Source organism: Pseudomonas graminis (assembly GCF_004364335.1).
Classification (GTDB): Bacteria; Pseudomonadota; Gammaproteobacteria; order Pseudomonadales; family Pseudomonadaceae; genus Aquipseudomonas; species Aquipseudomonas graminis_D.
Genome location: NZ_SOCR01000004.1, coordinates 472514 through 497027 on the forward strand (window position 1 = coordinate 472514; position 24514 = coordinate 497027).

General features: G+C 62.4%; 18 protein-coding genes. 7 read left to right on the forward strand and 11 right to left on the reverse strand.

What is annotated here, in order from left to right; genetic code table 11:
• The first annotated feature begins 101 nt into the window (after window positions 1-101).
• The 6 genes from EC919_RS09755 (at window position 102) to EC919_RS09780 (ending at window position 4668) form a co-directional block, all read left to right on the forward strand.
• Window positions 102-1427, forward strand: coding sequence for an MFS transporter (locus EC919_RS09755; protein ID WP_133773397.1), 1326 nt, complete (start codon window positions 102-104; stop codon window positions 1425-1427).
• A gap of 83 nt (window positions 1428-1510) precedes the next feature.
• Window positions 1511-1810, forward strand: a complete 300-nt coding sequence (locus EC919_RS09760; RefSeq protein ID WP_133773399.1) for a DUF5629 family protein — start codon at window positions 1511-1513, stop codon at window positions 1808-1810.
• 346 nt (window positions 1811-2156) lie between these two features.
• Window positions 2157-3326: a lactonase family protein gene (locus EC919_RS09765; protein WP_133773401.1), complete on the forward strand. Its 1170-nt coding sequence runs from the start codon at window positions 2157-2159 to the stop codon at window positions 3324-3326.
• Between the two features lie 183 nt (window positions 3327-3509).
• Window positions 3510-3692 carry a hypothetical protein gene (locus EC919_RS09770; protein ID WP_065986171.1) on the forward strand — a complete coding sequence of 61 codons (183 nt, stop codon included), beginning with the start codon at window positions 3510-3512 and terminating at the stop codon, window positions 3690-3692.
• 557 nt (window positions 3693-4249) lie between these two features.
• Entirely contained in the window at window positions 4250-4441 is a 192-nt protein-coding gene (locus EC919_RS09775; RefSeq protein ID WP_133773403.1) for a hypothetical protein, read from the forward strand.
• Window positions 4438-4668 (forward strand): hypothetical protein, encoded by a 231-nt coding sequence (locus tag EC919_RS09780; RefSeq protein WP_133773405.1) that lies wholly within the window; start codon window positions 4438-4440, stop codon window positions 4666-4668. The genes EC919_RS09775 and EC919_RS09780 overlap by 4 nt, the downstream gene beginning before the upstream one ends.
• 35 nt (window positions 4669-4703) lie before the next feature.
• Here the strand turns inward: EC919_RS09780 and EC919_RS09785 are convergent, their stop codons facing one another.
• The 11 genes from EC919_RS09785 to EC919_RS09835 form a co-directional block, all read right to left on the reverse strand.
• On the reverse strand, window positions 4704-5333 hold the full coding sequence (locus EC919_RS09785; RefSeq protein ID WP_208294963.1) for a glutathione S-transferase: 630 nt from the start codon (window positions 5331-5333) through the stop codon (window positions 4704-4706).
• 2 nt (window positions 5334-5335) lie between these two features.
• Complete coding sequence (locus tag EC919_RS09790) at window positions 5336-5845, reverse strand: peptidylprolyl isomerase (RefSeq protein ID WP_133773407.1); 510 nt, start codon at window positions 5843-5845, stop codon at window positions 5336-5338.
• A 104-nt stretch (window positions 5846-5949) separates the two neighbouring features.
• The gene (locus EC919_RS09795; RefSeq protein WP_133773409.1) at window positions 5950-9597 is read right to left on the reverse strand and encodes an AAA family ATPase; all 3648 of its coding nucleotides are present in this window, start codon (window positions 9595-9597) and stop codon (window positions 5950-5952) included.
• Complete coding sequence (locus EC919_RS09800; RefSeq protein ID WP_133773411.1) at window positions 9594-10835, reverse strand: exonuclease SbcCD subunit D C-terminal domain-containing protein; 1242 nt, start codon at window positions 10833-10835, stop codon at window positions 9594-9596. The genes EC919_RS09795 and EC919_RS09800 overlap by 4 nt, the downstream gene beginning before the upstream one ends.
• A 199-nt stretch (window positions 10836-11034) precedes the next feature.
• On the reverse strand, window positions 11035-12729 hold the full coding sequence (locus EC919_RS09805) for a BatD family protein (protein ID WP_133773414.1): 1695 nt from the start codon (window positions 12727-12729) through the stop codon (window positions 11035-11037).
• Window positions 12726-14459, reverse strand: coding sequence for a VWA domain-containing protein (locus EC919_RS09810; protein WP_133773416.1), 1734 nt, complete (start codon window positions 14457-14459; stop codon window positions 12726-12728). The genes EC919_RS09805 and EC919_RS09810 overlap by 4 nt, the downstream gene beginning before the upstream one ends.
• Window positions 14456-15523: a vWA domain-containing protein gene (locus tag EC919_RS09815; RefSeq protein WP_133773418.1), complete on the reverse strand. Its 1068-nt coding sequence runs from the start codon at window positions 15521-15523 to the stop codon at window positions 14456-14458. The genes EC919_RS09810 and EC919_RS09815 overlap by 4 nt, the downstream gene beginning before the upstream one ends.
• On the reverse strand, window positions 15516-16007 hold the full coding sequence (locus EC919_RS09820) for a DUF4381 domain-containing protein (protein WP_133773420.1): 492 nt from the start codon (window positions 16005-16007) through the stop codon (window positions 15516-15518). Before EC919_RS09820 ends, EC919_RS09815 begins: the two co-directional genes overlap by 8 nt.
• Window positions 16004-16948, reverse strand: coding sequence for a DUF58 domain-containing protein (locus EC919_RS09825; protein WP_133773422.1), 945 nt, complete (start codon window positions 16946-16948; stop codon window positions 16004-16006). The genes EC919_RS09820 and EC919_RS09825 overlap by 4 nt, the downstream gene beginning before the upstream one ends.
• Before the next feature lie 4 nt (window positions 16949-16952).
• Window positions 16953-17912 carry an AAA family ATPase gene (locus EC919_RS09830; protein ID WP_037013687.1) on the reverse strand — a complete coding sequence of 320 codons (960 nt, stop codon included), beginning with the start codon at window positions 17910-17912 and terminating at the stop codon, window positions 16953-16955.
• Between the two features lie 187 nt (window positions 17913-18099).
• A complete protein-coding gene (locus EC919_RS09835; protein WP_133773424.1) occupies window positions 18100-18462 on the reverse strand; it encodes a hypothetical protein in 363 nt (120 codons plus the stop codon).
• A gap of 965 nt (window positions 18463-19427) precedes the next feature.
• On the opposite strand from EC919_RS09835, the gene EC919_RS09845 reads away from it, so the two are divergent.
• Window positions 19428-24284 (forward strand): NAD-glutamate dehydrogenase, encoded by a 4857-nt coding sequence (locus EC919_RS09845; RefSeq protein ID WP_133773426.1) that lies wholly within the window; start codon window positions 19428-19430, stop codon window positions 24282-24284.
• Window positions 24285-24514: the final 230 nt, after the last annotated feature.

Sequence of the window (24514 nt, forward strand, 5' to 3'; positions counted from 1 at the left end):
GTGACCGGAATGACGCTATCGCGAGCAAGCTCACTCCTACGGTGGGTTGCTGCCTGCTGCGCTCCATACGACACCCATAAAAACAAAATGAGGTGCGACCCATGACCGCCACTGCCATTCCGCTGGACCGCCTCGATGCCGACGCCCTCGAGGACAGCATCTACCGTAAGGTGAGCTGGCGAATCGTGCCGTTGTTCATCGCCTGTTTCCTGTTCGCCTACCTGGACCGCGTCAATATCAGCTTCGCCAAGCTGCAGATGGCCAGCGATCTGGGTTTCAGCGAAACCGTCTACGGCCTGGGCGCGAGCCTGTTCTTCGTCGGCTACTTCCTGTTCGAAGTCCCAAGCAACGTGCTGCTGCACAAGATTGGCGCGCGGATCTGGATCGCCCGGATCATGGTCTCGTGGGGCATCGCGTCCGCGTGCATGATGTTCGTGCAGACCGAATTCTGGTTCTACACGCTGCGCTTTCTGATCGGCGTGATGGAAGCGGGCTTCGTCCCCGGCGTGCTGTATTTCTTCACCCAGTGGTATCCGGGCTCACGTCGGGCGCGGGTCAACTCCTACTTCAAAAGCTCCATCTGCCTGTGCGGGATCGTCGGCGGTCCGATTGCCGGGCTGATCCTCGGTCACTTCGACGGTGTCATGGGCCTGGCCGGCTGGCGCTGGTTGTTCCTCATCGAAGGCATCCCGTCCATTCTGCTGGGCGGCGTGGTGTTCTGGCTGGTCAAGGACCGCATCGAAGATGCCACCTGGCTGAGTGATCAGGAGAAACAGGTGGTGCTGGCGCGCATGGGCAAAGAGGCCAAACCCGTCGTCAAGCAGACCGTCAAAGACATCTGGAAACACCCGACCACCTACGTGATGTCAGGCATTTACCTGTGCCTGGTCATGGCGTTGACCGGCCTTTTGTTCTGGATGCCGCAGCTGATCAAAACCGCCGGTGTGACCGACACTCTGAACATCGGCCTGCTGACGGTGATTCCGTATGCGGGCGCGGTGATCGGCAACCTGCTGATCGGCGCCAGTTCCGACCGTCACGGTGAGCGCCGCTGGCACATGGCGGGCTGCGCGACGCTGACGGCTGCGGGCTATCTGGTCTGTGCATTGTTTCCCGGGCAACTGGTGCCATTGATGATCGGCATGACCATGATCATGACCGGCATCATCGCCTGGATGCCGATCTTCTGGACCATTCCGCCGCGCTTTTTGACTGGCATCGCTGCCGCTGCGGGCATTGCGCTGATCAACTCCCTCGGGCAACTGGGCGGGGTCATCGCGCCGTTCATGGTCGGCCGCATCAAGGACCTCACCGGTACGGCGACGCCAGCGCTGTTCGCGTTATTCGCCGTCAGCGTGCTGGCCATCGCGCTGATCGTTTGGGGCATTCCGTCCCGCTACTACGCGAAGGAAGCAGTTCAGGACTGACTTCGCCATCTAGCCACGCCGAGGCCACTGCTTCGGCGTCTTTTCACCTATCATTCGCACTTTCACTGATGCGAACCACTGCCATGACCACCACACCAGATTCCCTGCGCACTGAACTCCAGACTGCGCTGACCGCCCACAGCATGCTGGAAATCGACGGCCTGCACGCTTTCGAATTCACCCTCGACGAAATGCTCCAGATCGAAAGCATGGACGGCCGCGAGCGCAAGGTATGGCGCTTCTCGCTGGCGCAGATCGATGCCGCCGCGTTCGATGCCGCATTGCAAAGCTGGGTCATCAACGACGGCAACGCCGACCACCGCATCGTCGTGCTTCAAGGAATTGCGGCGAGTGATGAGGACGAAGAGGGCGAGCAGGAGTAACCCCGCGCTCATCAATCAAGGCGACATTTTTGAATTCAATGCGGATCTGTGGCCGGATCGGGATCAAATGTAGGAGCGCGCTTGCCCGCGATTGCGGTGGGGCAGCGAGATATTCAGTGGCTGACACAACGCAATCGCGGGCAAGCGCGCTCCTACAAGGGCTTTGTGTCGTTTAGAGATGCTGCGGCTAAGCTGGCTCCTACAGATGTGTTGCCTGACGCGGATGAGCGACATGTCCCGCCATTTCACGACGCCCAGCCGGCAACTACTTTCTGCAATACGCTGTCATAGCCGTTGACCATCCGCGTGTACGGCGCGCCAACAACTCCAACAAGAGAACAGCCCAATGACTCCCAGACTTCTGCCGTGGTTAGCGCTCGCCAGCAGCCTTTCCGCGCTCTCCGTTCAGGCCAAACCCATGACTGATTACGACGTACTGGTCGGCTCCTACACCGCCGGCACCAGCGAAGGCATCTACCGACTCGGTTTTAACACCCAGACCGGCCAGCTCGACGCCAAGCCGCGTCAGGTGATCAACAGCGATAACCCGTCCTGGCTGACTCTGTCCAAAGACCAGCGGCATATGTTCGCGGTCAACGAGAACGGCCCAGGCCAGAAGGACGTCGTCGGCAAGGTCAGCAGCTACGCCATCGACCCCAAGACCCACGCGGTGTCGTTCCTGAACCAGGTCGAAACCAAAAGCGAGGAGCCTACCCATTCCGGCCTGAGCCTGGACGGGCGTTTTCTCTTCGTCGCCAACTACGCCGTGCACCCTGATCCGGGTGGCCTGCTGGCAGTCGTGCCGGTCGGCAAGGACGGCAGACTGGCGCCGGTAGTGCAGACCGCGACCCACGAAGCGAGCAAGGTCAACCCGGAGCGTCAGGCCTCATCCCACGTCCACGCAGCGGTACCCACGCCTGATGGCAAGTACCTGATCGCCATGGACCTGGGCGCTGACAAGATGTTTGTCTTCAACTACGACGCCAACAAGCCACAGCCGCTGCAACCGGCGAAGGTCTCGGCAATCGACCTGCCACCGGGCAGCGGTCCGCGCCACCTGACGTTCAGCAAGGACGGCAAACACGCCTGGCTGACCATGGAAATGACGGCCCAAGTGGCGGTGTTTGATTACCATGACGGCGTGTTCAAGCGCACCCAGCTGGTCGACCTTGCCAACAAGGAAGGCCAGCAAAACCGTGCCGCCGGTGGCCTGCACACTTCGCCAGACGGCAAATTCCTCTACGTTGCCAACCGTGGCGAAGTGAACGAACTGCTGGTGTTCAGCATTAACGCCGCCAACGGTCAGCTCAAGGAAATCCAGCGTCGCAGCGTGGAAGGTAAGGAACCGCGCGAGTTCGCCTTCGACCCGAGCGGCCACTTCGTGCTGATCGCCAACCAGAAAAGCAACCAGATCGTGACCGTCCGCGTTGACCCGAAAACCGGTCTGCTGGGCGATACCGTGCAGAAAGTCGACTTCGATTCGCCGTCTGACTTTCATTTCCTCACGGCCAAGTAATCGCCAGCGACACTTTGACGCAGGCTCAGCCCTTGGTTCTCAAGGGCTCTGGGCCTCTATCAATCCAAGTGATAAGGGCTAGTGCCAGAAAAGATTTTTTCCAAACCTCCCTCGGGCGTAACTTTCATTCCACGGCCACGACGGTCAAGACTTGAAACGACACACCACAGCGAGGTACCCACCATGAACTTCAATCTCTTCTCCATCATCGCCGCGTCCGCTATCTCCGCCACTGTTGCTCTGCCAGCCAGCGCCAGTGTCGAAGCCACCGACAAAAAAGTCAGCTCTACCCAGAGCTACACCCCGAAGTACCTGCAACAAAGCGCCAACTTCTACGCCGCTCTGGATCACAAGATTCAACAATGAATAGCACTTCGAAGTGAATCCATTCCCCGTTAACGAACGTATCGTTGCCGGGGAATGGATTTGTAAGAACCTGATGTGAGCTGCAATTGTTTGATCACCGGAAAACGCTTTCGCGAGCAACTTCGTCTTCTACAGGTTGATGCGACCCACTGACCACTGAGTGTCAGGCCATGCATCAAGTGCCGGCGAGCTTGTTCGCGAAAGCGTTGAATTCCTCCCCTTTGGTCCCCGTCTGCTGGATAAGCGATGGGGATTTTTTGTGTGTGGGATTTAGGTCCGACGACAACCCTGTAGGAGTGAGCTTGCTCGCGAAGACTGCATTTCAGCCTGTGGAGATTGGGTGGATGTACCAGCTTCTTCGCGAGCAAGGTGGAGCGCCACCCCGGTCACTCCTACAGAAAGGGGATGTACAGGGATATCGTCGATATCTATCAGCGTGATTAAGTCCTTGAATGATCAACCCCATCGATGTTTTGAATCGCCAGCCATCGTTTTTTAATACGCACAACTTCAAGCACTCTGGGCGCCTGAAACAGACACGTCCCGGAGCTACAAACATGGCCACTGCCATCCTCACTTCAATCAAACACGGCGCTTATACCGCCATCGCGTTGTATGTTGTTTTCATCGCAGTGGTCACCGTCATCAGTACGAATCCACCACTCAATGCCGCGTCGCCGTTTTCGACCCAAACAGCTTCCGTTGAACTCAATCGTGCAGCTGTTCAAGCTCAGGGGCGTGCGTCGTGATAGGCGCGAACTTCTGGGTGATTGTGTTCTTTGCTGTGATCAACAACGGCTGCTCATTGCTCGGCCACGGCGAAGGGTCGGTGGGCGGTGTGGCGCGCAGCATGGCGTTCAAGACCGAGGTCGCTGAAGCGGTCGAGATGCAGCGCTCGCAGAAGCTCAACGCAGGCAATCCGCCCCCACGGCACAGCGAGATGATTTCGCCGATCTTTCAGATGGAAGTGGTGTAGCGAGGTGGTTTGACTATTAACCAACGCGGTCGCAATCAGCGCTTGGCCATCGCTGTGATGAACAGCTCTGACGCCAGAAATCGCTGTAACCAGCGTTGCAGGTGGGGGTAGGGGCTTTGCCAGAACCAGTCCGCATCCACCGCGCAAAATTGCCGTATGAACGGCGCTATGGCGATGTCGGCCAGGGTCAGTCGATCGGTGATCAGAAAGTCCCGTGACGCCAGTAAATCGTTCAGCCTGCGCAGAAACCTCTCACCCCGCTGGCGGTAGTCTTCCTGGGTGAATTCGGGATAACGCACGGCATATTTGTAGTGATCCAGATCCTGCTTGAACCTGCTGTCGTTTTCCGCGATCAGCTCGGCGATCTGTTGCTGACCTTCGACGTTGCGTGCGAGGGACCAATCGTCCGGGTCATGCTGCGCCAGGGCCCAACCCATGATGTCCAGGCTCTGCTCAAGCACCCGGTCTTGCAGCACCAGAACCGGTACGGTGCCCTTGGGTGATCGTTCGAGCATCTCCGCAGGTTTGGCCTTCAGGCTGACTTCCACCGTATGCACCGGTACGCCGCAATACCCCAGCGCCATGCGGGCGCGCATGGCGTAGGGGCAGCGGCGGAACGAGTAGAGCGTCGGCACCGTCGATTCAGTGTGAGGCGCCGACGTCATGCTCAGGCCTCGGTCAGTTCGCCGCAGTCGGCGATGACGACTTTCTTGCTGGTGCGGCCGGATTGCGAACCCAGCGCTTCGATGGCCTTGACCACGTCCATGCCCTCGACGACTTTGCCGAAGACGACGTGTTTGCCGTCCAGCCATTCGGTGACGATGGTGGTGATGAAGAACTGGCTGCCGTTGGTGTTCGGGCCAGCGTTGGCCATCGACAGGTCACCAGGCGCGGTGTGCTTGAGGGTGAAGTTTTCGTCTTCGAACTTGTTGCCGTAGATCGACTTGCCGCCAGTGCCGTTATGGTTGGTGAAATCGCCACCCTGCAGCATGAAGTTCTGGATCACGCGGTGGAACGACGAACCCTTGTAGCTCAGGCCGTCGCCTTTTTCGCCGGTGCACAGCGCGCGGAAGTTTTCAGCGGTTTTCGGAACGACGTCGTTGTGCAGCTCCATGACGATGCGGCCCATTGGCTCGTCGTTGGCAACGATGTCGAAGAATACTTTTGAGTTTGCCACGTGGTTTTACCTTCTTTCGAGTTTGGCGCGACTACTGCCGCGCAAGGGATACAGGGTTGCACAGAAACGCCATCGGGCGCTTCCGTGCGTCGTGAAAAAACGGATTAGCCGCTGCTGACCTCGACGGTGCTCAGGCCATTGCCCTGACGCCGCACCTGAATCTGCACCGGGATTCGCTCGTGCATTTCCTGCACGTGGGAGATCACCCCGACCTTGCGGCCCTGGGCCTGCAGCCCGTCGAGGGCGTCCATGGCCAGTTGCAGGGATTCGGGGTCGAGGCTGCCGAAGCCTTCATCGATGAACAGCGATTCAATCTTCAGCGTGCTGGAGGCCATGGACGCCAGGCCCAGCGCGAGGGCGAGGGACACCAGGAACGTTTCCCCGCCTGAAAGTGAGTGAACCGAGCGCAGTTCGTCGCCCATTTCGGTGTCCATGACCAGCAGGCCGAGCATGCTGCCGCCGCGTTTCAGGCGATAGCGACGCACCAGTTGCTTGAGCTGCGCGTTAGCGTGGTGCACCAGCAGATCAAGGTTGTAGGCCTGGGCGATCTTGCGGAACGTGTCGCCGGTGGCCGAGCCGATCAACGCGTTGAGCCGGCCCCAGCGCAGATATTCAGCATGCGCGTGGGCGATGCGCTCTTGCAGCTCGCTGCTGGCCTCGCGACGGCGGTTGTCTTCGCTGACCTGGGCGCGCAGGTCGGCGCACAGCTGATCCTGAACCACCGATTGCGCCTGCGCTTCGCTCAACGCGGTCAGTAAGTGCTCGGCGTCGCCGCTGTCGCTGTGCTGGGCCTCATGCTGCTGCAACTGCGCCGCGCGCTCTGCCAGCAGAACCCTGGCTTGCTCCAAGGCTTTTTCACTGGACTGCAATTGCTGACGCAACCCGCTGACATGGTCGTCGCTCAAGCCCAGCAACGCTTCAAGTGCAGCATCGTCGAGCTCGCTGTGGCTGCTGCGCCACTCGGCGATCTGCCGTTCCAGCTCTGCCACTTCCTGTTCAAGGGCCTGCAAGCGCTGCTGCTCGCCGTCCAGTTCTGCGGTCAGCTTGATCAGTTCGCTGCGCGCCGCTTGCAGTTCATGGGCGATGGCGGCCTGGGCCGCACGGGCCTGCTCGACCGCCTGTTCCAGGGCATGCTGCCAGCGCTCCGGTGACGCGTGTTCGCCGAGGGTCTGCGCCAGATGCTGTTGCACCGTCTGTTGCTGCTGCTGACGGGCATCGAGTTGCCCTTGCACCTTTTGATGTTCTGCCGCGCGATTTTGCTGGGCAACCTGCTCGCGCTCGAGCTTTTGCGCCCGCTCGCTGTGCTCCTGCTGCTCGGTCTTCTGTTGATCGAGCTGCTCGACACGGGCGGCGATGTCGTTGTCCAGCTGCATGAAGCTCTGGGTTGCGGACTCGCGCCACTGGCTGAGGCTTTCGGCAGGTAGCAGCGGCTCGAACTCCTGCAGCGCCGCTTCGAAATCCTGGTTGTCCACCGCGATGTGGCGTTGCTGATCGTCCAGCAGCTTCATCGCCTGCTGACTGGCCTCGCGGGCATCGAGCACTTGCTGCTGCAACGACTCGGCGTCCCGCTGCACTTTCAGCAGCCGGGTCTGGCGCTGCTCGGCGGTCTGGATGTCCTGAGCCAGTTGATGCAGACGTTCGCTCAGCCAGTCCCCGCGCAGGTGCTCGGGTTGCTCCAGCAAGCGCGGATGCAGCGGGTGAGCTTCCAGTTCAGGCGCCAGGGTTTGCAGCTGTTCAGCCAGTTGATCCTGTTGCGGTTTGGACTGCTTGAGCTGGTTATTGAGCTCGGCAACTTCGGCGCGCAGCTCGGCGAGCTTTTCGCTGAGCTGCCCAACGGTTTGCCGGGCGCGCGCTTCTTCACCATCGTCGTGGCCCGACAGCGCTTCGAGCAGTGCCTCGGACTGGTGATACGGATGTTCTTCGCTGCCGCATACGGGGCACGGTTGCTGGTCGACCAATTGCTCGCGCAGTTGCTCGACACTGGCGCTGCGGGCCAGGCGCTGGCGTTGCAGCAGTTCAACGGTGACCTTCAGCGCCTGCTCGGCGGCTTCGTGTTCGGCCTTGAGTTTCAGGCCCTGGGCGATGCCTTGGGCACGACGCTCGGTGGCCTGCTGCTGACGGGTTTGCACGTCGAGCAGGCGGCTGGCGACGTCCTGATGGCGCTGCCACAGACGTTCAAGTGAATTACTGGCGCTGTGCTGCTGGCGGTTGTCCTGCAGCAGTTGCCCCAGCCGTTCGATCTCGTGGCTGACCGCGTCGGCCTTGACCTCGGCGTCGTCGTACAGCGCCTGCAACGCGCTGCGGCGTTCGCCCAGGGTCTGTTCGGCGAGGGTGGCGTTTTTCTCCAGCTGCGGCAGCTCGGCACGGCCCTGAATCAGGCGCGCGCTGAGTTGCACGGTTTGTTGGAGGCGCGGCCGGTAGGCGCTCCACGACTGACTCAAGGTGGTCAGCGACGCGCTCTGCTCCAGTTGTTCGGCGATCAATTGCAAACGCGCTTCGACCTGGCGCTGCTGCTCGGCCAGTTGATCGAGGGTCGACTGACCCTCGGTGCTGGCTTGCTGCGCGGCACGTGCCTGCTCGCCGAGCTGTTGCAGCTCCTGATTCAGATGGTTGAGCTGGGCCTGCTGCTCGAACGCTTGACTCAGGGCCGGCCGGGCGTTGACGAGTTGTTCCTGCGCCTGCTGCAACGCGCCGTCGGCGGCGATGCGTTTGCTGTCCAGTTCGGCGATGCGCGAATCGAGCCCGGTTTGCCTGCGCTGATGGGCCTGAATCGCGGCGGTCAACGGCGCAAGCTGAGCCTGAAGCCTGGACCGCTGACCGAACAGATGCCGCTGCGGCGCCAGACGCTCCAACAACGCGAGCTGCTGACGATCGGCGCTGTGTGCGTCCCACGTCTGCTGGGCGCTGGCGAGCTGTTCGTTGGCCGCCTGGTGGCTGTCACGCAGGCGATTCAATTCCTTGAACCACTGCTGCTTGAGCTCCAGCTGGCGCAGTTGCCCCTGTTGCAGTTTCAGTTGCTGCTGGGCGTCGTTGAACCGCTGCTCAAGCTCGGCGCGCTGCGCAGGCTCCATCGGCGTCAGCGTGCCGGCCTGGGCCTGGAGGGTTTTCAGCGCTTCTTCGGCTTCCTTGCTTTTGCTGTAGGCGCGGCGGCCCAGCTGGCTGTAGATCGCGGTGTCGGTGAGCTTTTCCAGCAGCTCGCTGCGGTCTTTGTCGTCGGCCTTGAGGAAGGCGCTGAATTCGCTTTGCGCCAGCATCACCGCGCGGGTGAACTGCTCGAAGTTCAGCCCCAGGCGCGCTTCCAGCAGGGTCTTGTATTCGGTCTTGTTCTGGGTGCTGAGAATCTGCTCGCTGTCCAGATCGATCAGCGTCTGGCGGCTGGCCTGGAGTTTTTTCGTGGCGTTGTCCCGGGCGCGGTTGGCTTCCCAGCGCGCGCGATACCGGCGCTTGTCGATACCGACGAAATCCACCTCGGCGTAACCGCTGCCGGTGCCGCGACGCAGCAGGTTGCGCGGGTCGTTGGTGCTGATGTCGCCATCGATCTCCGGCACGCGGGACTGACCGATGTTGTTCAGCCGGGGAATCGCGCCGAACAGCGCCAGGCACAGGGCATCCAGCAGGGTGCTTTTGCCCGCGCCGGTGGGGCCGGTGATCGCGAACAGGCCGGCGCTGGCGAGGGGTTCGGCGGTAAAATCCAGCTCGAACGGGCCCGCCAGCGAGGCGAGGTTTTTCAGGCGAATGGCGAGAATCTTCATGGCTGTTCGCTCTCCAGCTGCACGTCCTGAAGCAGGGTCGCAAAGTCCTGCAGCGTCTGTTCGTCCACCTCACTGCCATAGCTGTCCTGCCACGCACGGCTGAACAGCTCCTGCGGGCTCAACTGGTCCAGCTCGATCAGGTCCTGATTGGCGTCTTCATCGCGACCGCCTTTGCCAGCGTATTCGGCGGCGATGCGCACCAGTCGCACGGCCTTGCCTTCCAGCGCGGCCTCTATCTGATTGCGCAGGTCCGGCTGAGGTTCGTCCAGGCGCACGCGGACTTCAAGCCACGGCTGACGGTCAACGTCGGCCAGCAGGTCGATGTCCGGAAGATCGCGTAGCTGCAGCAACAGCTCGGCCAGTGGCGCCGGGCCGACCCGTTGCAGGTTCACGGCGCGGGGAATCAGCAGGGGTTTCACGCTGACCAGCGTGTCACCGTCGCACTCGATTTCGAGGATCTGATGCTGATAGCCGATTTCCGAAAACGACAGCGGAATGGGCGATCCGCTGTAGCGAATGCGGTCTTCGCCGTTGATCCGCTGGGGTTTGTGCAGATGTCCGAGGGCGACGTAGGTGATGCTCTCGCCGAACAGGCTGGCGGGCAGGGCTTCGGCGTTGCCGATGATCAGGCTGCGTTCGGAGTCTTCCGACACCGAGCCGCCGGCCATGTGCGCGTGGCTGATGGCGATCAGCGCCTGGCCTTTCTTGCGCCGCTGGTTGGCCGCTGCGATGAGCATTTCATGGACCTGACCGATGCCACGCAGATAGTTGTCGCCCAACGCCGCACCGGTCACTTCGGAGGGACGCAGGAACGGCAGCGCCAGGCACCAGCCGAGGATTTTGCCCTTGGCGTTGCTCAGCGGCAGCAGCAGTCGGTCGACGTCCAGCACGCCATCGTCGAGCCAGAGCACCCGGCCCAGCGCGTGGGTGCGCAGGCGTCGCATCAATGGCGCGGGCAACTCGATACGCGAGCCCGAGTCGTGGTTGCCGGCGATCATGACGATGGTCAGCTGCGGGTTCTGCTCATGGGCGCTGACGATGAAGTCGTACAGGCGCTCCTGGGATTTGACCGGTGGATTGACCGTGTCAAAGATGTCGCCAGCAATCAGCAGGACATCCGGTTTGCGCTCGGCCAGACGGGCCAGCAGCCAGGTCAGAAAGCTGGCGTGTTCGAAATCTCGCTCCTGACCATGAAGGTTCTGGCCGAGGTGCCAGTCGGAGGTGTGGAACAGACGCATGGGGGTACCTTGGTTTAAATACGTTGCGCCGGCAGCGGCGTCCTCTGCAGGAGCGTGGCTTGTCCCGCGATCGACCGGGGACCGGTCGTAAAGTCGCTCATCGAGATGACCATGACACACCGCGCGGGCAGGTTCTGCTGCCGCTGCGCGCCAGATCGCGGGACAAGCCACGCTCCTACAGGGAGAAAGAGCAATTACATCATTTTGGATAAAGCGGCGGCAGGCTGTCGCCTCCGTTTGGGTCCTGGGGGTTCTCAATAGCGGGCAGCGCTTTGACCGCGCGCCAGAGGTCTTCGCCCAGCCACAGTTTTTCGGTCTCGCTGTACAGCGCGCCATTCAGGCCGTCCAGCGCATGGGACAGCGGCACGAAGCGCGCGGCCATGTCGGCCAGGGTTTCCGGCTGCTGACGGGCCCAGGCGTCCAGCGCCTGGCGGGTCGCGTGGGGGTCGTTGGCCAAGGAGGCGCGTTTCAGGTCGTCGAGCACTGTACGCGGACTTGGCCCCGTTTGCGCGACCCGGGCCAGCGCCGGTTGCCAGCGACCGCGCCACCACAGGCCGAAGCCCAGCAGCGTGGTGAAACTCAACAGCACCGTGCTCAACTGCCACGGCCAAACCGGCGGGCCGATCACCGTCACATTGCCGTTGTCGCTCACAGGCGTGTCCACGGCGAACGCCGGATTGAGGCTGACCTGCAAGGTGCGGGCGGGCAGGGCGCTGTGCTCCAGGTGATCTTCCTGGGTGTTCCACCAGACCAGATCGACAGCGGGAATCTCGATGGCGCCGGGACGGCTGGGGACCAGCGCTTCCCGCTCCTCGCGCACGCCGGTCAAACCGCGCTCACCAGGCTGATTGCTCAGTTGCGGCTGGTCGGGGTAACGCCGCAACGCACTGACGTCGGTGGCGGGCAGCGGCGGTAACTGAGCGCTGGACAAGCCTTCGGCCTTGAGCTGCAAGGTGCGCGTGAGGGAATCACCGACCTGGCTGTGGGCAGGTTCCGGGCTCCAGTTTTCACTGAGGCTGACGCTGCGCGCCGGCAGCCATGGCGTGTCGGCGGGGTAGTGCGCCGGTTGCGGCTTGACGTCGAGGGTCAGGGGCAGCGATGTCACGTGCATCAACCGGCCCGGCTTTGGCCCGCTGGCGATTGCGCCCGGCGCCATGGCGGCGGCCGCAGCGGCGTCGGTGGTGTCCTGAACCAGTGTGGCGCTGAAGGCCTGGGCCGGGATAGTCAGCTTACCGCTGTGCTGCGGATACAGCGCGTAGCGCATTTCGATCACGCCGTGGCGAATGCCGTTGATCTGCTTCTCGTACGTGCGCGTGTCGCCGAGCTTTTCGATGCGCGCATCCGGCACTTGCAGCGGGGTCAGGCTGCTGTCGTCGAACAGTGACACCGAATGGTAGATGCGCACGGTCAGCAGGACCTGCGCCTGAACATACACGCTGTCCTGATCGAGGCTCGCCTCCATGAACACCGGGGCAAGCTTCTGCTCCTGGCCCTGGGCGGCGGGGCCGACATCGACCACTTGCAGCACGATCGGCTGGCTGGTCATTTCGCCCAGCTTCAGCGACGGGATTTCGATCGAGCCGCTGTGGCGCGGCATCAGTGTGATCAGCCAGCGGGTCGTCGCATGGACGTTGCCTTCCAGGGTGGTCAGGCTGTTGAGCTGGCGGGTGTCGCGCACCTCGAAGTCGGCGTCCAGCGCGCTCATGTCCGGCCGGCCGAAGACGGTCGCGTCGTCGGTTTCAAGGGTCAATTCAACGGTTTCGCCGGTGTTGACGCGTGTGCGGTCGACGCTGGATTGCAGCGTGGAGCCCACACTGTCGGCCTGGGCCAACTGCGCCACTAGCGCGAACAGGCACCACATTCCTGCGATCAGCAACCTGTGCAGACGACTCATCGGGTCTTTTCCTGATGCTGCTGTTGTTCGTACCAGAATTTGCGCCGCAACAGTTCGCCGGGTTCGTCGGGGATCTGCCGCAGCCATTGTTCGAGCGCCTGTTTCTGCTCACCATCGATCTGTGCGTCGGCGGGTTTGCCCGAGGCACGGGCAGGCTCATCGCTGTCGGAGCCTGCACCGGAAGCCTGCTCGTCGGCGGCGCTTTGCTGTTCGCTGGCCGAGCGATCGGCATTGGCATCCGGCGGCGCCGACGGCGCGCTCGATGACGACTGTCCGGTGTTGCCTTCGCGGGCATTGTCGGCATTCTCGTCAGTCTTCGACTTCTCGTCAGCCTTTGTCTGATTCGACGCCTTGTTCTGCTCCAGGACTTGTTCCACCAGCGCCTTGTTGGCTGACGCTGCCGGGAAGTCCGGTTGACGCTCCAGCGCCTGTTCATAGGCGTCGATGGCGGCTTCCAGCTCACCGCTTCGGGCCAGTGCATTGCCGCGATTGTAATGGTCGGCGGCGCTGCTGCCCTGGGCAAAGCGCTGCACGGCGCCGGCATAGTCACCGGCCTGATACAGCGCGATGCCTTGCCACTGCGGGTTCTCGAAGTGCCGCGCGGCTTCGGCCGGGTGATGACGCTTGAGCAGGTGCTCGCCCTGTTGATCGGGGCGGCGCCACAGGTCGTCGAAACCGAAGGCATAGCTGGGCTGCGGCACGGCGATCAACAGCAACGGCAAACACAGCAGCCAACCGCGTCGCCCGGCGCAACCGGCCAGCAGCAGAAGCGGCAGCAGCAACCAGTAGCCCTGGTCGGCCCAGCGGTCGAGCCGTACTTTCTGACCCTCGCTGATCAGACTTTTGGGACCGTCGAGCAGGCCAAGGTCATTGAGGTCCTGGTTGTCCAGGCGCAACGAAGTGTAGCGACCGCTCATGCTGTCGGCGAAATCTTTGAGCACCGGCCCGTCCAGACGCGGCACAAGGATGCCGCCCTGAGCGTCTTTCAGAAAGCCGCCTTTTTCTTGGGTGACGGGCGCGCCTTCAGCGGTGCCGACGCCCAGCATCAAGAAAGGAGGGGCGTCGCGGCCGGTCATTGCGGCGCGAATGCCCTGACGCTCGGCGTCGCTGAGGGACGAACCTATCCACAGCAGCCGCCCCTGGCCGAGGTCACCCTGTTCCAGTAAATCCAGCGCCTTGCGCACGGCAAGGTCTGCACGCCGGCCGGCTTCGGGCATGATCGACGGCTTGATCGCATCCAGCAGGTTTTTGCTGGTCGCCAGATCGTCCGACAGCGGCACCAACGTGTGGGCGCTGCCGGCATACACGATGATCGCGGTCTGTGAATCGCTGCGCGCCTGCAACAGGTCGAGCACTTTGCGTCGCGCCTGTTCGAGGCGGGTCGGCGGGCTGTCGGCGGCGAGCATTTCCGGGGTCAGCTCCAGCATCACCACCAGTGGATCGACCGGCCGCTGGCTGTTCTGCTCGACGCGCTGCCAGCTCGGGCCGAGCAACGCCAGGACCGCCAGCCACCAGCCAAGACCCAACACCACCCATGGCAATTTGCTTTCCCGACCGCCGCCACCGCTGAGCAGGGCGGAATGAAAGGCGCTGGGAATAATCATCTGCCAGCGCCCGACGCGCTTCTGCCGATTCCATAACCGCCACAACAGCCAGCCGAGCGCCGGCAGCAGGAGCAGCCACCCAGGGCGTGACCAATGGGGCCAAAGACCGGAGAGGAATTCGATCATGGGCGCCTCGTCAGGCGCTTCAAACGTTGACGCCACTGCCTGCCCTGCACAAAGGTCGGCCGGCGCGCAAGAAAGCGGTAAACCGGGTTGTTCGGCCAGCGTTCCTGGACCACCAGCAACAGGCTCAGCAACAGGGCCATCGTCAGCGGTAGGTGATAAAGCGCCCGGGCCGGACGTGCCTGGGTCGGTTGCTGTGCGACCGGCTCCAGCCGATCCAGCGCCTTGCCGATGCCGGCCAGTTCGGCGCCGTTGCGCGCGCGGAAATATTGCCCACCGCTGACCGCGGCGATTTCCCGCAGCGCGGGCTCATCCAGATCGAGGCTGGGGTTGAGGCCGAGAATGCTGGTGGCGCCCTTGTCAGGATCGGCACCGATGCCGATCGGGTAGATTTTCACGCCTTCGCTGGCGGCCAGACGCGCAGCGGTTCGCGGGTCGATCTGACCCGCGTTGTTGGCACCGTCGGTGACCAGGATCAGCACGCGGCTCTGGGCCGGACGCTGGCGCAGACGCTTCAGTGCCAGGCCGATCGCGTCGCCGATGGCGGTGTTCTTGCCGGCAATGCCGATCCGCGCTTCGTCCAGCCAGACGCGCACGGTCTTGCGGTCGAAGGTCAGCGGCGCCTGCAGGTACGCCTGGCTGCCGAACAGGATCAGGCCGATGCGATCGCCCTGACGGTGCTCAAGAAAGTCGCCCAGCAACGTCTTCACCAGGGTCAGGCGGCTGACCTCGTCGTTTTTCCAGACCATGTCCGGGTAATCCATCGACCCCGACACGTCCACCGCGACGAGCAGATCGCGGCCGCTGGCGGCAACCGGCAACGGCTCGCCCAGCCATTGCGGGCGAGCGGCAGCAACCACCAACAGGAGCCAGACGGTCATGAACGGCAACTGACGCCGCCAGCCCGGTAAATGGGTTCGCGCACGGCGCCCGGCCAGTCCTTCCAGCTCCTGGATAAAGCTGACCTTCAGCGCCGCTTCGCCGCTGTCTGCGGCAGGCAGCACCAAGCGCATCACCCAGGGCAGCGGGAGGAGGGCGAAGAGCCACGGCCAGGCGAACTCAAACATGCTTGCGAATCCAGGTCTCGACCGACTGGGTCAGGCCGTTGATGGCCTTGTCGTCGAGTTTGCACTCCGGCTTGTAGGCGCCCTCGACGAGGATCATCCAGCGCGTCAGGCCGGCGGCCGGGCAGCGGTTGTCGAGAAACGCCAGCCATTTGCGGCCGTTGAGAGTATGGCTCTGGCTGTAGGGATAGTGATTGCGGCACAGACGTTTGAGCAGGCCGTTGATCTGTTGCAGCCAGGCGCCGGCCGGTGCGCCGTCGTAGGGTTTGGGCATCTGCGCGAGTTCGACCAGCGCGGCCTGGCGCAGCGGGTCCAATGGCTCGACGGTTTCGCTGCTGGCCTTTTTCGGCAGCAGCCTGCGCGCGCGCCACAGGCCGTAGCCCAGCGCCGGCAGCAGGATCAGCAGCAGCCACCAGCCCGGCGCGGGCGGCCAGAACCCGACCGGCTCCGGCAGGATCAGCGGTTGCAACTGGTCCAGCGCACTCATGGCTGTTTTACCGGGCGCTGGCCGTTGAGGTATTCGCGCAGTTGCTCGACCATTTCACGCTGGGTGCTCAACGGCATCATCAGCACACGCAGTTTCTGCGCCAGCAGTTCCCAGCGCGCCTGACGCGCCTCGCCTTGGGCACGGTAGCTCTGCCGCAAGTCGGCGTTCAGGGTGTCGAGCTCAAGATGCGCACCGCGATCGGCAAAGCGCAGCAGCCCGGCAGCAGGCAAAGCGTGATCCAGCGGATCGGACAGCGGCAGCAGCAACAGGTCGCAATGCCGTGACAGCAAGGCCAGTTGCTGTTCGGCCGAATCGGACAACGCGCGCTCGTCGCACAGAATGATTGCCAGACTGCCCGGACGCATCACCTCCCGTGCGCGCCGCAGGGCCACGCCGAAGGTGTCGCGGTCGGCAGCGGCTTCGGTGTGCAGCGACTGATTCACCCGCACCAGCCGGTTCAACAGTTGCAGCAGACTTTGTTTGCTGCGCCGCGGCTTGATCTCGTAATGCTCGTTGTCACCGAACACCAGCCCGCCGACCCGGTCGTTGTGGCCCAGCGCGGCCCAACCGACCAGCGCCGCGGCCTGGGCGGCGAGGACTGACTTGAACATGAGCCCGGACCCGAAAAACAGACGGCGGCTTTGCTCGACCATGATGAAAATCGGTCGCTCGCGTTCCTCGTGAAACAGTTTGGTGTGGGGCTCTTGGGTGCGGGCGGTGACGCGCCAGTCGATGGTCCGAACGTCGTCACCCGCCTGATACACCCTGACCTGATCGAAATCGACCCCACGCCCGCGCAGCTTGGAGTGGTGCAGACCGATCAGCGGGCTGCGCTGGCTGGGCGTGGAAAACAGCTGCACTTCCCGCACGCGATGACGCATTTCAATCAGCTCGGCGAGGCTGATGCGAATGCCCGGTTGGGAGATCAGGTAGGGTTGCATGGGGTCAGGCGACGGCCACGACGTCGAGAATGCGCTGGATCACGCGGTCTTGATCGATGCCCGCCGCTTCTGCTTCAAACGACAGAATGATGCGGTGACGCAGCACATCGAAGACCATCGCCTGGATGTCTTCCGGGCTGACGAAATCGCGCCCGGCCAGCCAGGCGTGGGCCCGGGCGCAGCGGTCCAGGGAAATCGAACCCCGGGGACTGGCGCCATAACCGATCCACTCGGCCAGCTCGGCATCGAACTTGGCCGGCGTACGAGTCGCCATCACCAGCTGCACCAGGTATTCCTCGACGGCATCGGCCATGTACAGGCCGAGGATTTCCTTGCGCGCCGCGAAAATCGCCTGCTGGCTGACCCGGCGCTCGGGCTTGGTCTCGCCATTGAGCGCTTCGCCCCGGGCCTGCTGGAGGATCTTGCGTTCGACGGTGGCGTCCGGGAAGCCGATCTTGACGTGCATCAGAAAACGATCGAGCTGCGCTTCGGGCAGCGGGTAAGTGCCTTCCTGCTCGATGGGGTTCTGCGTCGCCATCACCAGAAACAGCGGCGACAGGTCGTAGGTGCTGCGCCCGACACTGACCTGACGCTCGGCCATGGCCTCCAGCAAGGCAGATTGCACCTTGGCCGGCGCGCGGTTGATTTCGTCGGCGAGGACCAGGTTGTGGAAGATGGGGCCTTGCTGGAACACGAAGCTGCCGGTTTCCGGACGATAGATCTCGGTGCCGGTGATGTCGGCCGGGAGCAGGTCTGGGGTGAACTGGATGCGATGGAATTGTGCTTCGATGCCTTCAGCCAGCTCTTTGATCGCCTTGGTCTTCGCCAGACCCGGCGCGCCTTCGACCAGCATGTGGCCGTCGGCCAGCAGCGCGATCAGCAAGCGCTCAACCAGTTTCTCCTGCCCGAGAATCTGGGTGGAGAGAAAGGTCCGCAGCGCGATCAACGCTTCACGATGTTCCATCGATGACAGTTCCTGGCAGGAGAGGCAGCAGCGCCAGGTGGCGCCGAAGCTGGGGGCGTTACTTTAATCCATCGCAGGGGCGCCGACTAATCGGCCGGCGGGTTTTTTCGGCTTTTCAGCAAACGACTGGGCAAAAACAAGAACTGTCTTACATTTGCGTCAATTGGCGCCCGGTGCCGACGGGGGCTCAGTTGATCTGGCTGACGTACGACCCGACACCGTTGAGGATGATCCGCAGCGTAGCGTCCAGCTCGGCCAATTCATTGGCGGGGGTGCTGTGGGTGATCTCATACGAGGTATCGCCGCCCAGGGGTTTGGCGTCGGCGGCGTCGATTTCGACCAGCAGCCGGGTGGCGCTCAGGGTGACGGTGATGTTGTCTTCGACGTGAATGGTGTCGTCACGAAACGTGATATCGACCTCATCCTCATCGGGAAAACGCGCGAGTAAAAACAGATCCCCGGTGCTGCTGCCATGGCAACACGCCAGCGCCATATCATCTTCCTCCTCGTCGCATGGGTTATAGATGAAGCTGTCGGTGGTCATGTGCATGGTGGCGATTCCTGTGGCGTGGTTCAGGGCAGGGTGGGATTTTGCCAGTCCTGCGGGAGATTTGCTGAAGATTGCGGTTGGCGATGGGCCGAGTGGTTGGGCGGCGCCTGATCCGACGCTTTCGCCAGCAAGCCGGCTCCTACAGGGTAATGCCGCACAACCCGGCCTCTTCCCGGCTGAAGCCGGTCCTACGAAGGCATCGCGTGCATCGAGTGGGAACGATCAACCGCGAAATTGATGGCGACCAAACTGGCCTCTTCCCGGCTAAAGCCAGTCCCACTAAAAAAGCACCGCGTACTTCCAGTGGGATTGACTCTGACCGTAGGACCGGCTTCAGCCGGGAAGCTTTTGCTTTTGATCTTCATACACAAAAAGTCCAGGCACCGCCAAACGCGACTTTGGTGCAGGCTGAACGCAGGTTTCGTGCAGTGGGCCGAGCCGCATGGATGCGGCGAGAGCTGCCCCCCGCCATGGATGGCGGATGGCAGCGGGCCCACGGAGCGAGACCGGAGTGAAGGAACCCGACGAAGTCGGGCCCAACCGAGAGCAGGCACCCTTGGTTACTTGGGGTGCTTTTCCAAGTAACTCGCCGAAGGCGAAACGTCTGCTGTTAGGCAGATCACACGCTTGGTGTCAGCCGAATACGATGTCGGATGTGCCGACGCATTCGCGGGCAAGCGCGCTCCTACAAATTAAGCCAGCACGTCATTTGCAACCCGATGTCCGAATATGTCGCAGCATCGCAAGCAGATTCAGGGCACCACTCGTTAAGCTGCACCCTAGCCGAACAAATGTGACGGCACACACACCAAAAGCGTTAGTAATTCACGCAGTGCGAATCGCATTGCCCCCTGTCACGTTATGCTGACTATCATCGACCAGACGCAAACGTGACAAACGAACAAGCTCCACCCGACACACGCATCTCTCCTATATAAAAGCTCAAGCCAATCGGAGTACCACAGATGGCGTTCTTCACCGCAGCCAGCAAGTCCGACTTCCAGCACCAACTGCGAGCGGCACTGGCTCAGCACATCAGCGAACAGGCACTGCCACAAGTGGCGCTGTTCGCCGACCAGTTCTTCGGCATCATCTCCCTCGACGAACTCACCCAGCGCAGACTCTCTGACCTGGCCGGTTGCACCCTGTCGGCCTGGCGCCTGCTCGAACGCTTCGAGCACGGCACGCCCCAGGTCCGCGTCTACAACCCCGATTACGAACGTCACGGCTGGCAGTCCACCCACACCGCCGTCGAAGTGCTGCACCACGACCTGCCGTTCCTGGTCGACTCGGTGCGTACCGAACTGAACCGCCGCGGCTACAGCATCCACACGCTGCAGACCACCGTGCTCAGCGTACGCCGTGATGCGAAAGGCCAGCTGCTCGAACTGCTGCCAAAAGGCACCAGCGGCGACGACGTCCTGCAAGAATCGTTGATGTACCTGGAGATCGACCGTTGCGCCAATGCCGCGGAGCTGAACGTGCTCGCCCGCGAACTGGAGCAGGTGCTGGGTGAAGTCCGCGTCGCGGTGGAAGACTTCGAGCCGATGAAAGCCAAGCTCCACGAGCTGCTGGCCGGCATCGACGCCACGGCGTACGACATCGACCCCGAGGAGAAATCCGAGGTCAAGGTGTTCCTCGAATGGTTGGTCAACAACCACTTCACCTTCCTGGGCTATGAAGAATTCACCGTCAGCAACGAAGGCGAGGGCGGTCAGCTCAATTACGACCCATCGTCCTTCCTCGGCCTGACCAAACTGCTGCGCGCAGGGCTCACCGCCGACGACCTGCACATCGAAGGCTATGCAGTGAACTACCTGCAGGAGCCTACCCTGCTGTCGTTCGCCAAGGCCGCACACCCGAGCCGCGTGCATCGCCCGGCCTACCCGGACTACGTGTCGATCCGCCAGATCGACGCCGACGGCAAGGTCATCAAGGAATCGCGCTTCATGGGCCTGTACACCTCGTCGGTGTATGGCGAAAGCGTGCGCGCCATCCCGTACATCCGCCGCAAGGTCGCCGAAGTCGAGCGCCGTTCCGGGTTCGATGCCAAGGCGCACCTGGGCAAGGAACTGGCGCAAGTGGTCGAAGTGCTGCCGCGCGATGACCTGTTCCAGACCCCGGTGGACGAGCTGTTCACCACGGTGATGTCGATCGTGCAGATCCAGGAGCGCAACAAGATCCGCGTGTTCCTGCGCAAAGACCCGTACGGCCGTTTCTGCTACTGCCTGGCCTACGTGCCGCGCGACGTCTATTCCACCGAAGTCCGTCAGAAAATCCAGCAAGTGCTGATGGATCGTCTGAAAGCCACCGATTGCGAGTTCTGGACCTTCTTCTCCGAGTCGGTGCTGGCGCGCGTGCAGCTGATCCTGCGTGTGGACCCGAAAGTCACCCTCGACATCGACCCGCAGCAACTGGAAAACGAAGTCATCCAGGCCTGCCGTTCGTGGAAAGACGACTACGCCAGTCTGGTCATCGAAAGCTTCGGCGAAGCCCAGGGCACCAATGTCCTGGCCGACTTCCCGAAAGGTTTCCCGGCGGGCTATCGCGAGCGTTTCGCCGCGCACTCCGCCGTGGTCGACATGCAGCACGTGCTGAGCCTGTCCGAAGCCAATCCGCTGGTGATGAGCTTCTACCAGCCGCTGTCGGGCGATAAAGCGCAGCTGCACTGCAAGCTGTACCACGCTGACACGCCGCTGGCGCTGTCCGACGTCCTGCCGATTCTGGAAAACCTGGGCCTGCGTGTGCTCGGTGAATTCCCGTATCGCCTGCGCCACACCAATGGCCGCGAGTTCTGGATTCATGACTTCGCGTTCACCTATGGCGAAGGTCTGAAACTGGACCTGCAACAGCTCAACGACACGCTGCAGGACGCCTTCGTCCACATCGTGCGTGGCGAGGCCGAGAACGACGCCTTCAACCGTCTGGTGCTGACGGCCGGTTTGCCGTGGCGCGACGTGGCGCTGCTGCGTGCCTACGCGCGGTACCTGAAGCAGATCCGTCTGGGCTTTGACCTGGGTTACATCGCCAGCACGCTCAACAACCACGCCGACATCGCCCGCGAGCTGACGCGTCTGTTCAAAACCCGCTTCTACCTGGCGCGCAAGCTGAGCGGCGGCGACCTCGACGACATGCAGCAGCGTCTGGAGCAGGCGATTCTGACCGCGCTGGACGGCGTGCAAGTGCTCAACGAAGACCGCATCCTGCGTCGCTACCTTGACCTGATCAAGGCGACCATGCGCACCAACTTCTACCAGACCGACGCCAACGGCCAGAGCAAGAGCTACTTCAGCTTCAAGTTCAACCCGCGCCTGATCCCCGAGCTGCCAAAGCCGGTACCGAAGTTCGAGATCTTCGTCTACTCGCCGCGCGTCGAAGGCGTGCACCTGCGCTTCGGCAACGTAGCCCGTGGCGGCCTGCGCTGGTCCGACCGTGAAGAAGACTTCCGCACCGAAGTGCTGGGTCTGGTCAAAGCCCAGCAAGTGAAGAACTCGGTCATCGTGCCGGTCGGCGCCAAGGGCGGCTTCCTGCCCCGTCGTCTGCCGACCACCGGGACCCGCGACGAGATTCAGGCCGAAGCGATCGCCTGCTACCGCATCTTCATCTCCGGTTTGCTGGACATCACCGACAACCTGAAAGAAGGCGCGCTGGTGCCGCCGACCAACGTCGTGCGCCACGACGACGATGACCCGTACCTGGTTGTCGCTGCCGACAAAGGCACCGCAACCTTCTCCGACATCGCCAACGGCATCGCCATCGACTACGGTTTCTGGCTCGGCGACGCCTTCGCTTCCGGCGGCTCGGCGGGTTACGACCACAAGAAAATGGGCATCACCGCCAAGGGCGCGTGGGTCGGCGTGCAGCGCCATTTCCGCGAACGCGGCATCAACGTGCAGCAGGACAGCATCAGCGTGATCGGCGTCGGCGACATGGCCGGTGACGTGTTCGGCAACGGCTTGTTGATGTCCGACACGCTGCAACTGGTCGCGGCCTTCAACCACCTGCACATCTTCATCGACCCGAATCCGGATCCGGCCAGCAGCTTCGTCGAGCGTCAGCGTCTGTTCGACCTGCCGCGTTCGGCGTGGACCGATTACGACACCAGCCTGATGTCCGAAGGCGGCGGTATCTTCCCGCGCAGCGCGAAAAGCATCGCGATCACCCCGCAAATGAAAGCGCGTTTCGACATCACCGCTGACAAGCTGACCCCGACCGAGCTGATGCACGCGCTGCTCAAGGCGCCCGTGGATCTGCTGTGGAACGGCGGCATCGGCACCTACGTCAAGGCCAGCACCGAAACCCACGCGGACGTGGGCGACAAGGCCAACGACGCACTGCGCGTCAACGGCAATCAGCTGCGCTGCAAAGTGGTGGGCGAGGGCGGCAACCTCGGCATGACCCAACTGGGCCGTGTCGAATTCGGCCTGATGGGCGGCGCGACCAACACCGACTTCATCGACAACGCCGGTGGTGTGGACTGCTCCGACCACGAAGTAAACATCAAGATCCTGCTGAACGAAGTGGTCCAGGCCGGCGACATGACCGAGAAGCAGCGCAACCTGCTGCTCGAAAGCATGACCGACGAAGTGGGCAACCTCGTCCTTGGCAACAACTACAAGCAGACCCAGGCCCTGTCCCTGGCGGAGCGCCGTGCCTACGAGCGCATCGCCGAGTACAAGCGCCTGATGAGCGACCTGGAAGCGCGCGGCAAGCTGGATCGCGCCATCGAGTTCCTGCCGGCGGAAGATCAACTGGCCGAGCGCATCGCCGAGAAGAAGGGCCTGACCCGGGCCGAGCTGTCGGTGCTGATTTCCTACAGCAAGATCGACCTCAAGGAAGCGCTGCTGGAATCCCGCGTTCCGGATGACGACTACCTGGCGCGCGACATGGAAACGGCGTTCCCGCCGTCACTGGGCGCGAAGTTCTCCGAGTCGATGCGTCGTCACCGTCTGAAGCGCGAAATCGTCAGCACGCAGATCGCCAACGATCTGGTTAACCACATGGGCATCACGTTCGTGCAGCGACTCAAAGAGTCGACCGGCATGACTGCGGCCAACGTGGCCGGTGCTTACGTGATCGTGCGTGACATTTTCCATCTCCCCCACTGGTTCCGTCAGATCGAGGCGCTGGACTACAAGGTCCCGGCCGAGATTCAGCTGGCGTTGATGGATGAGCTGATGCGTCTGGGCCGTCGCGCGACGCGCTGGTTCTTGCGCAGCCGTCGCAACGAACTGGACGCGGGGCGTGATGTGGCGCACTTCGGTCCGCACATTGCGGCGCTGGGTCTGAAGCTGGACGAGTTGCTGGAAGGCCCGACCCGTGAGGTCTGGCAGACGCGTTATCAGGAGTACGTTGCGGCCGGCGTGCCGGAGTTGCTGGCGCGGATGGTGGCGGGTACGAGTCACCTGTACACGCTGTTGCCGATCATCGAGGCGTCGGATGTGACCGGTCAGAATGCAGCGGACGTGGCGAAGGTGTACTTCGCGGTGGGCAGTTCGCTGGATGTGACGTGGTATCTGCAGCAGATCAGTGCGTTGCCGGTGGAGAACAATTGGCAGGCGCTGGCCCGTGAGGCGTTCCGCGATGATATCGATTGGCAGCAGCGGGCGATTACGGTGTCGGTGTTGCAGATGGCGAATGGTCCTGCGGATGTTGAGGAGCGTTTGAATCTGTGGCTGGAGCAGCATGTGTCGATGGTCGAGCGCTGGCGCGCGATGTTGGTGGAGTTGCGTGCGGCGAGTGGCAATGATTATGCGATGTATGCGGTCGCTAACCGTGAGTTGCTGGATCTGGCGATGAGTGGGCAGACAGCTGTGGTTTGATGGTTTAGTCGGCTGTAAAGCGAAGCCCCGCGTTGAGAGACGCGGGGCTTTTTGTTTTGTTGTTTTTAAGGTCAAGAGCGTCTGCCTGGGGGCAGACTGTTTCGCCTTCGGCGACTTACTTTTGAAAAGCACCAAAAGTAAGCAAAAGTGCCTGCTCCTGGTTGGGCCCTTCGTTCCTCAGGGTTCCTTCACTCCGGTCCCGCTCCGTGGGCCCGCGCCGAACGGACATC

Coding starts and splice junctions, on each gene's coding strand:
- EC919_RS09755 (WP_133773397.1), top strand. CDS start 102: ATGACCGCCACTGCCATTCCGCTGGACCGCCTCGATGCCGACGCCCTC.
- EC919_RS09760 (WP_133773399.1), top strand. CDS start 1,511: ATGACCACCACACCAGATTCCCTGCGCACTGAACTCCAGACTGCGCTG.
- EC919_RS09765 (WP_133773401.1), top strand. CDS start 2,157: ATGACTCCCAGACTTCTGCCGTGGTTAGCGCTCGCCAGCAGCCTTTCC.
- EC919_RS09770 (WP_065986171.1), top strand. CDS start 3,510: ATGAACTTCAATCTCTTCTCCATCATCGCCGCGTCCGCTATCTCCGCC.
- EC919_RS09775 (WP_133773403.1), top strand. CDS start 4,250: ATGGCCACTGCCATCCTCACTTCAATCAAACACGGCGCTTATACCGCC.
- EC919_RS09785 (WP_208294963.1), bottom strand. CDS start 5,333: ATGACGTCGGCGCCTCACACTGAATCGACGGTGCCGACGCTCTACTCG.
- EC919_RS09795 (WP_133773409.1), bottom strand. CDS start 9,597: ATGAAGATTCTCGCCATTCGCCTGAAAAACCTCGCCTCGCTGGCGGGC.
- EC919_RS09800 (WP_133773411.1), bottom strand. CDS start 10,835: ATGCGTCTGTTCCACACCTCCGACTGGCACCTCGGCCAGAACCTTCAT.
- EC919_RS09805 (WP_133773414.1), bottom strand. CDS start 12,729: ATGAGTCGTCTGCACAGGTTGCTGATCGCAGGAATGTGGTGCCTGTTC.
- EC919_RS09810 (WP_133773416.1), bottom strand. CDS start 14,459: ATGATCGAATTCCTCTCCGGTCTTTGGCCCCATTGGTCACGCCCTGGG.
- EC919_RS09815 (WP_133773418.1), bottom strand. CDS start 15,523: ATGTTTGAGTTCGCCTGGCCGTGGCTCTTCGCCCTCCTCCCGCTGCCC.
- EC919_RS09820 (WP_133773420.1), bottom strand. CDS start 16,007: ATGAGTGCGCTGGACCAGTTGCAACCGCTGATCCTGCCGGAGCCGGTC.
- EC919_RS09825 (WP_133773422.1), bottom strand. CDS start 16,948: ATGCAACCCTACCTGATCTCCCAACCGGGCATTCGCATCAGCCTCGCC.
- EC919_RS09830 (WP_037013687.1), bottom strand. CDS start 17,912: ATGGAACATCGTGAAGCGTTGATCGCGCTGCGGACCTTTCTCTCCACC.
- EC919_RS09835 (WP_133773424.1), bottom strand. CDS start 18,462: ATGCACATGACCACCGACAGCTTCATCTATAACCCATGCGACGAGGAG.
- EC919_RS09845 (WP_133773426.1), top strand. CDS start 19,428: ATGGCGTTCTTCACCGCAGCCAGCAAGTCCGACTTCCAGCACCAACTG.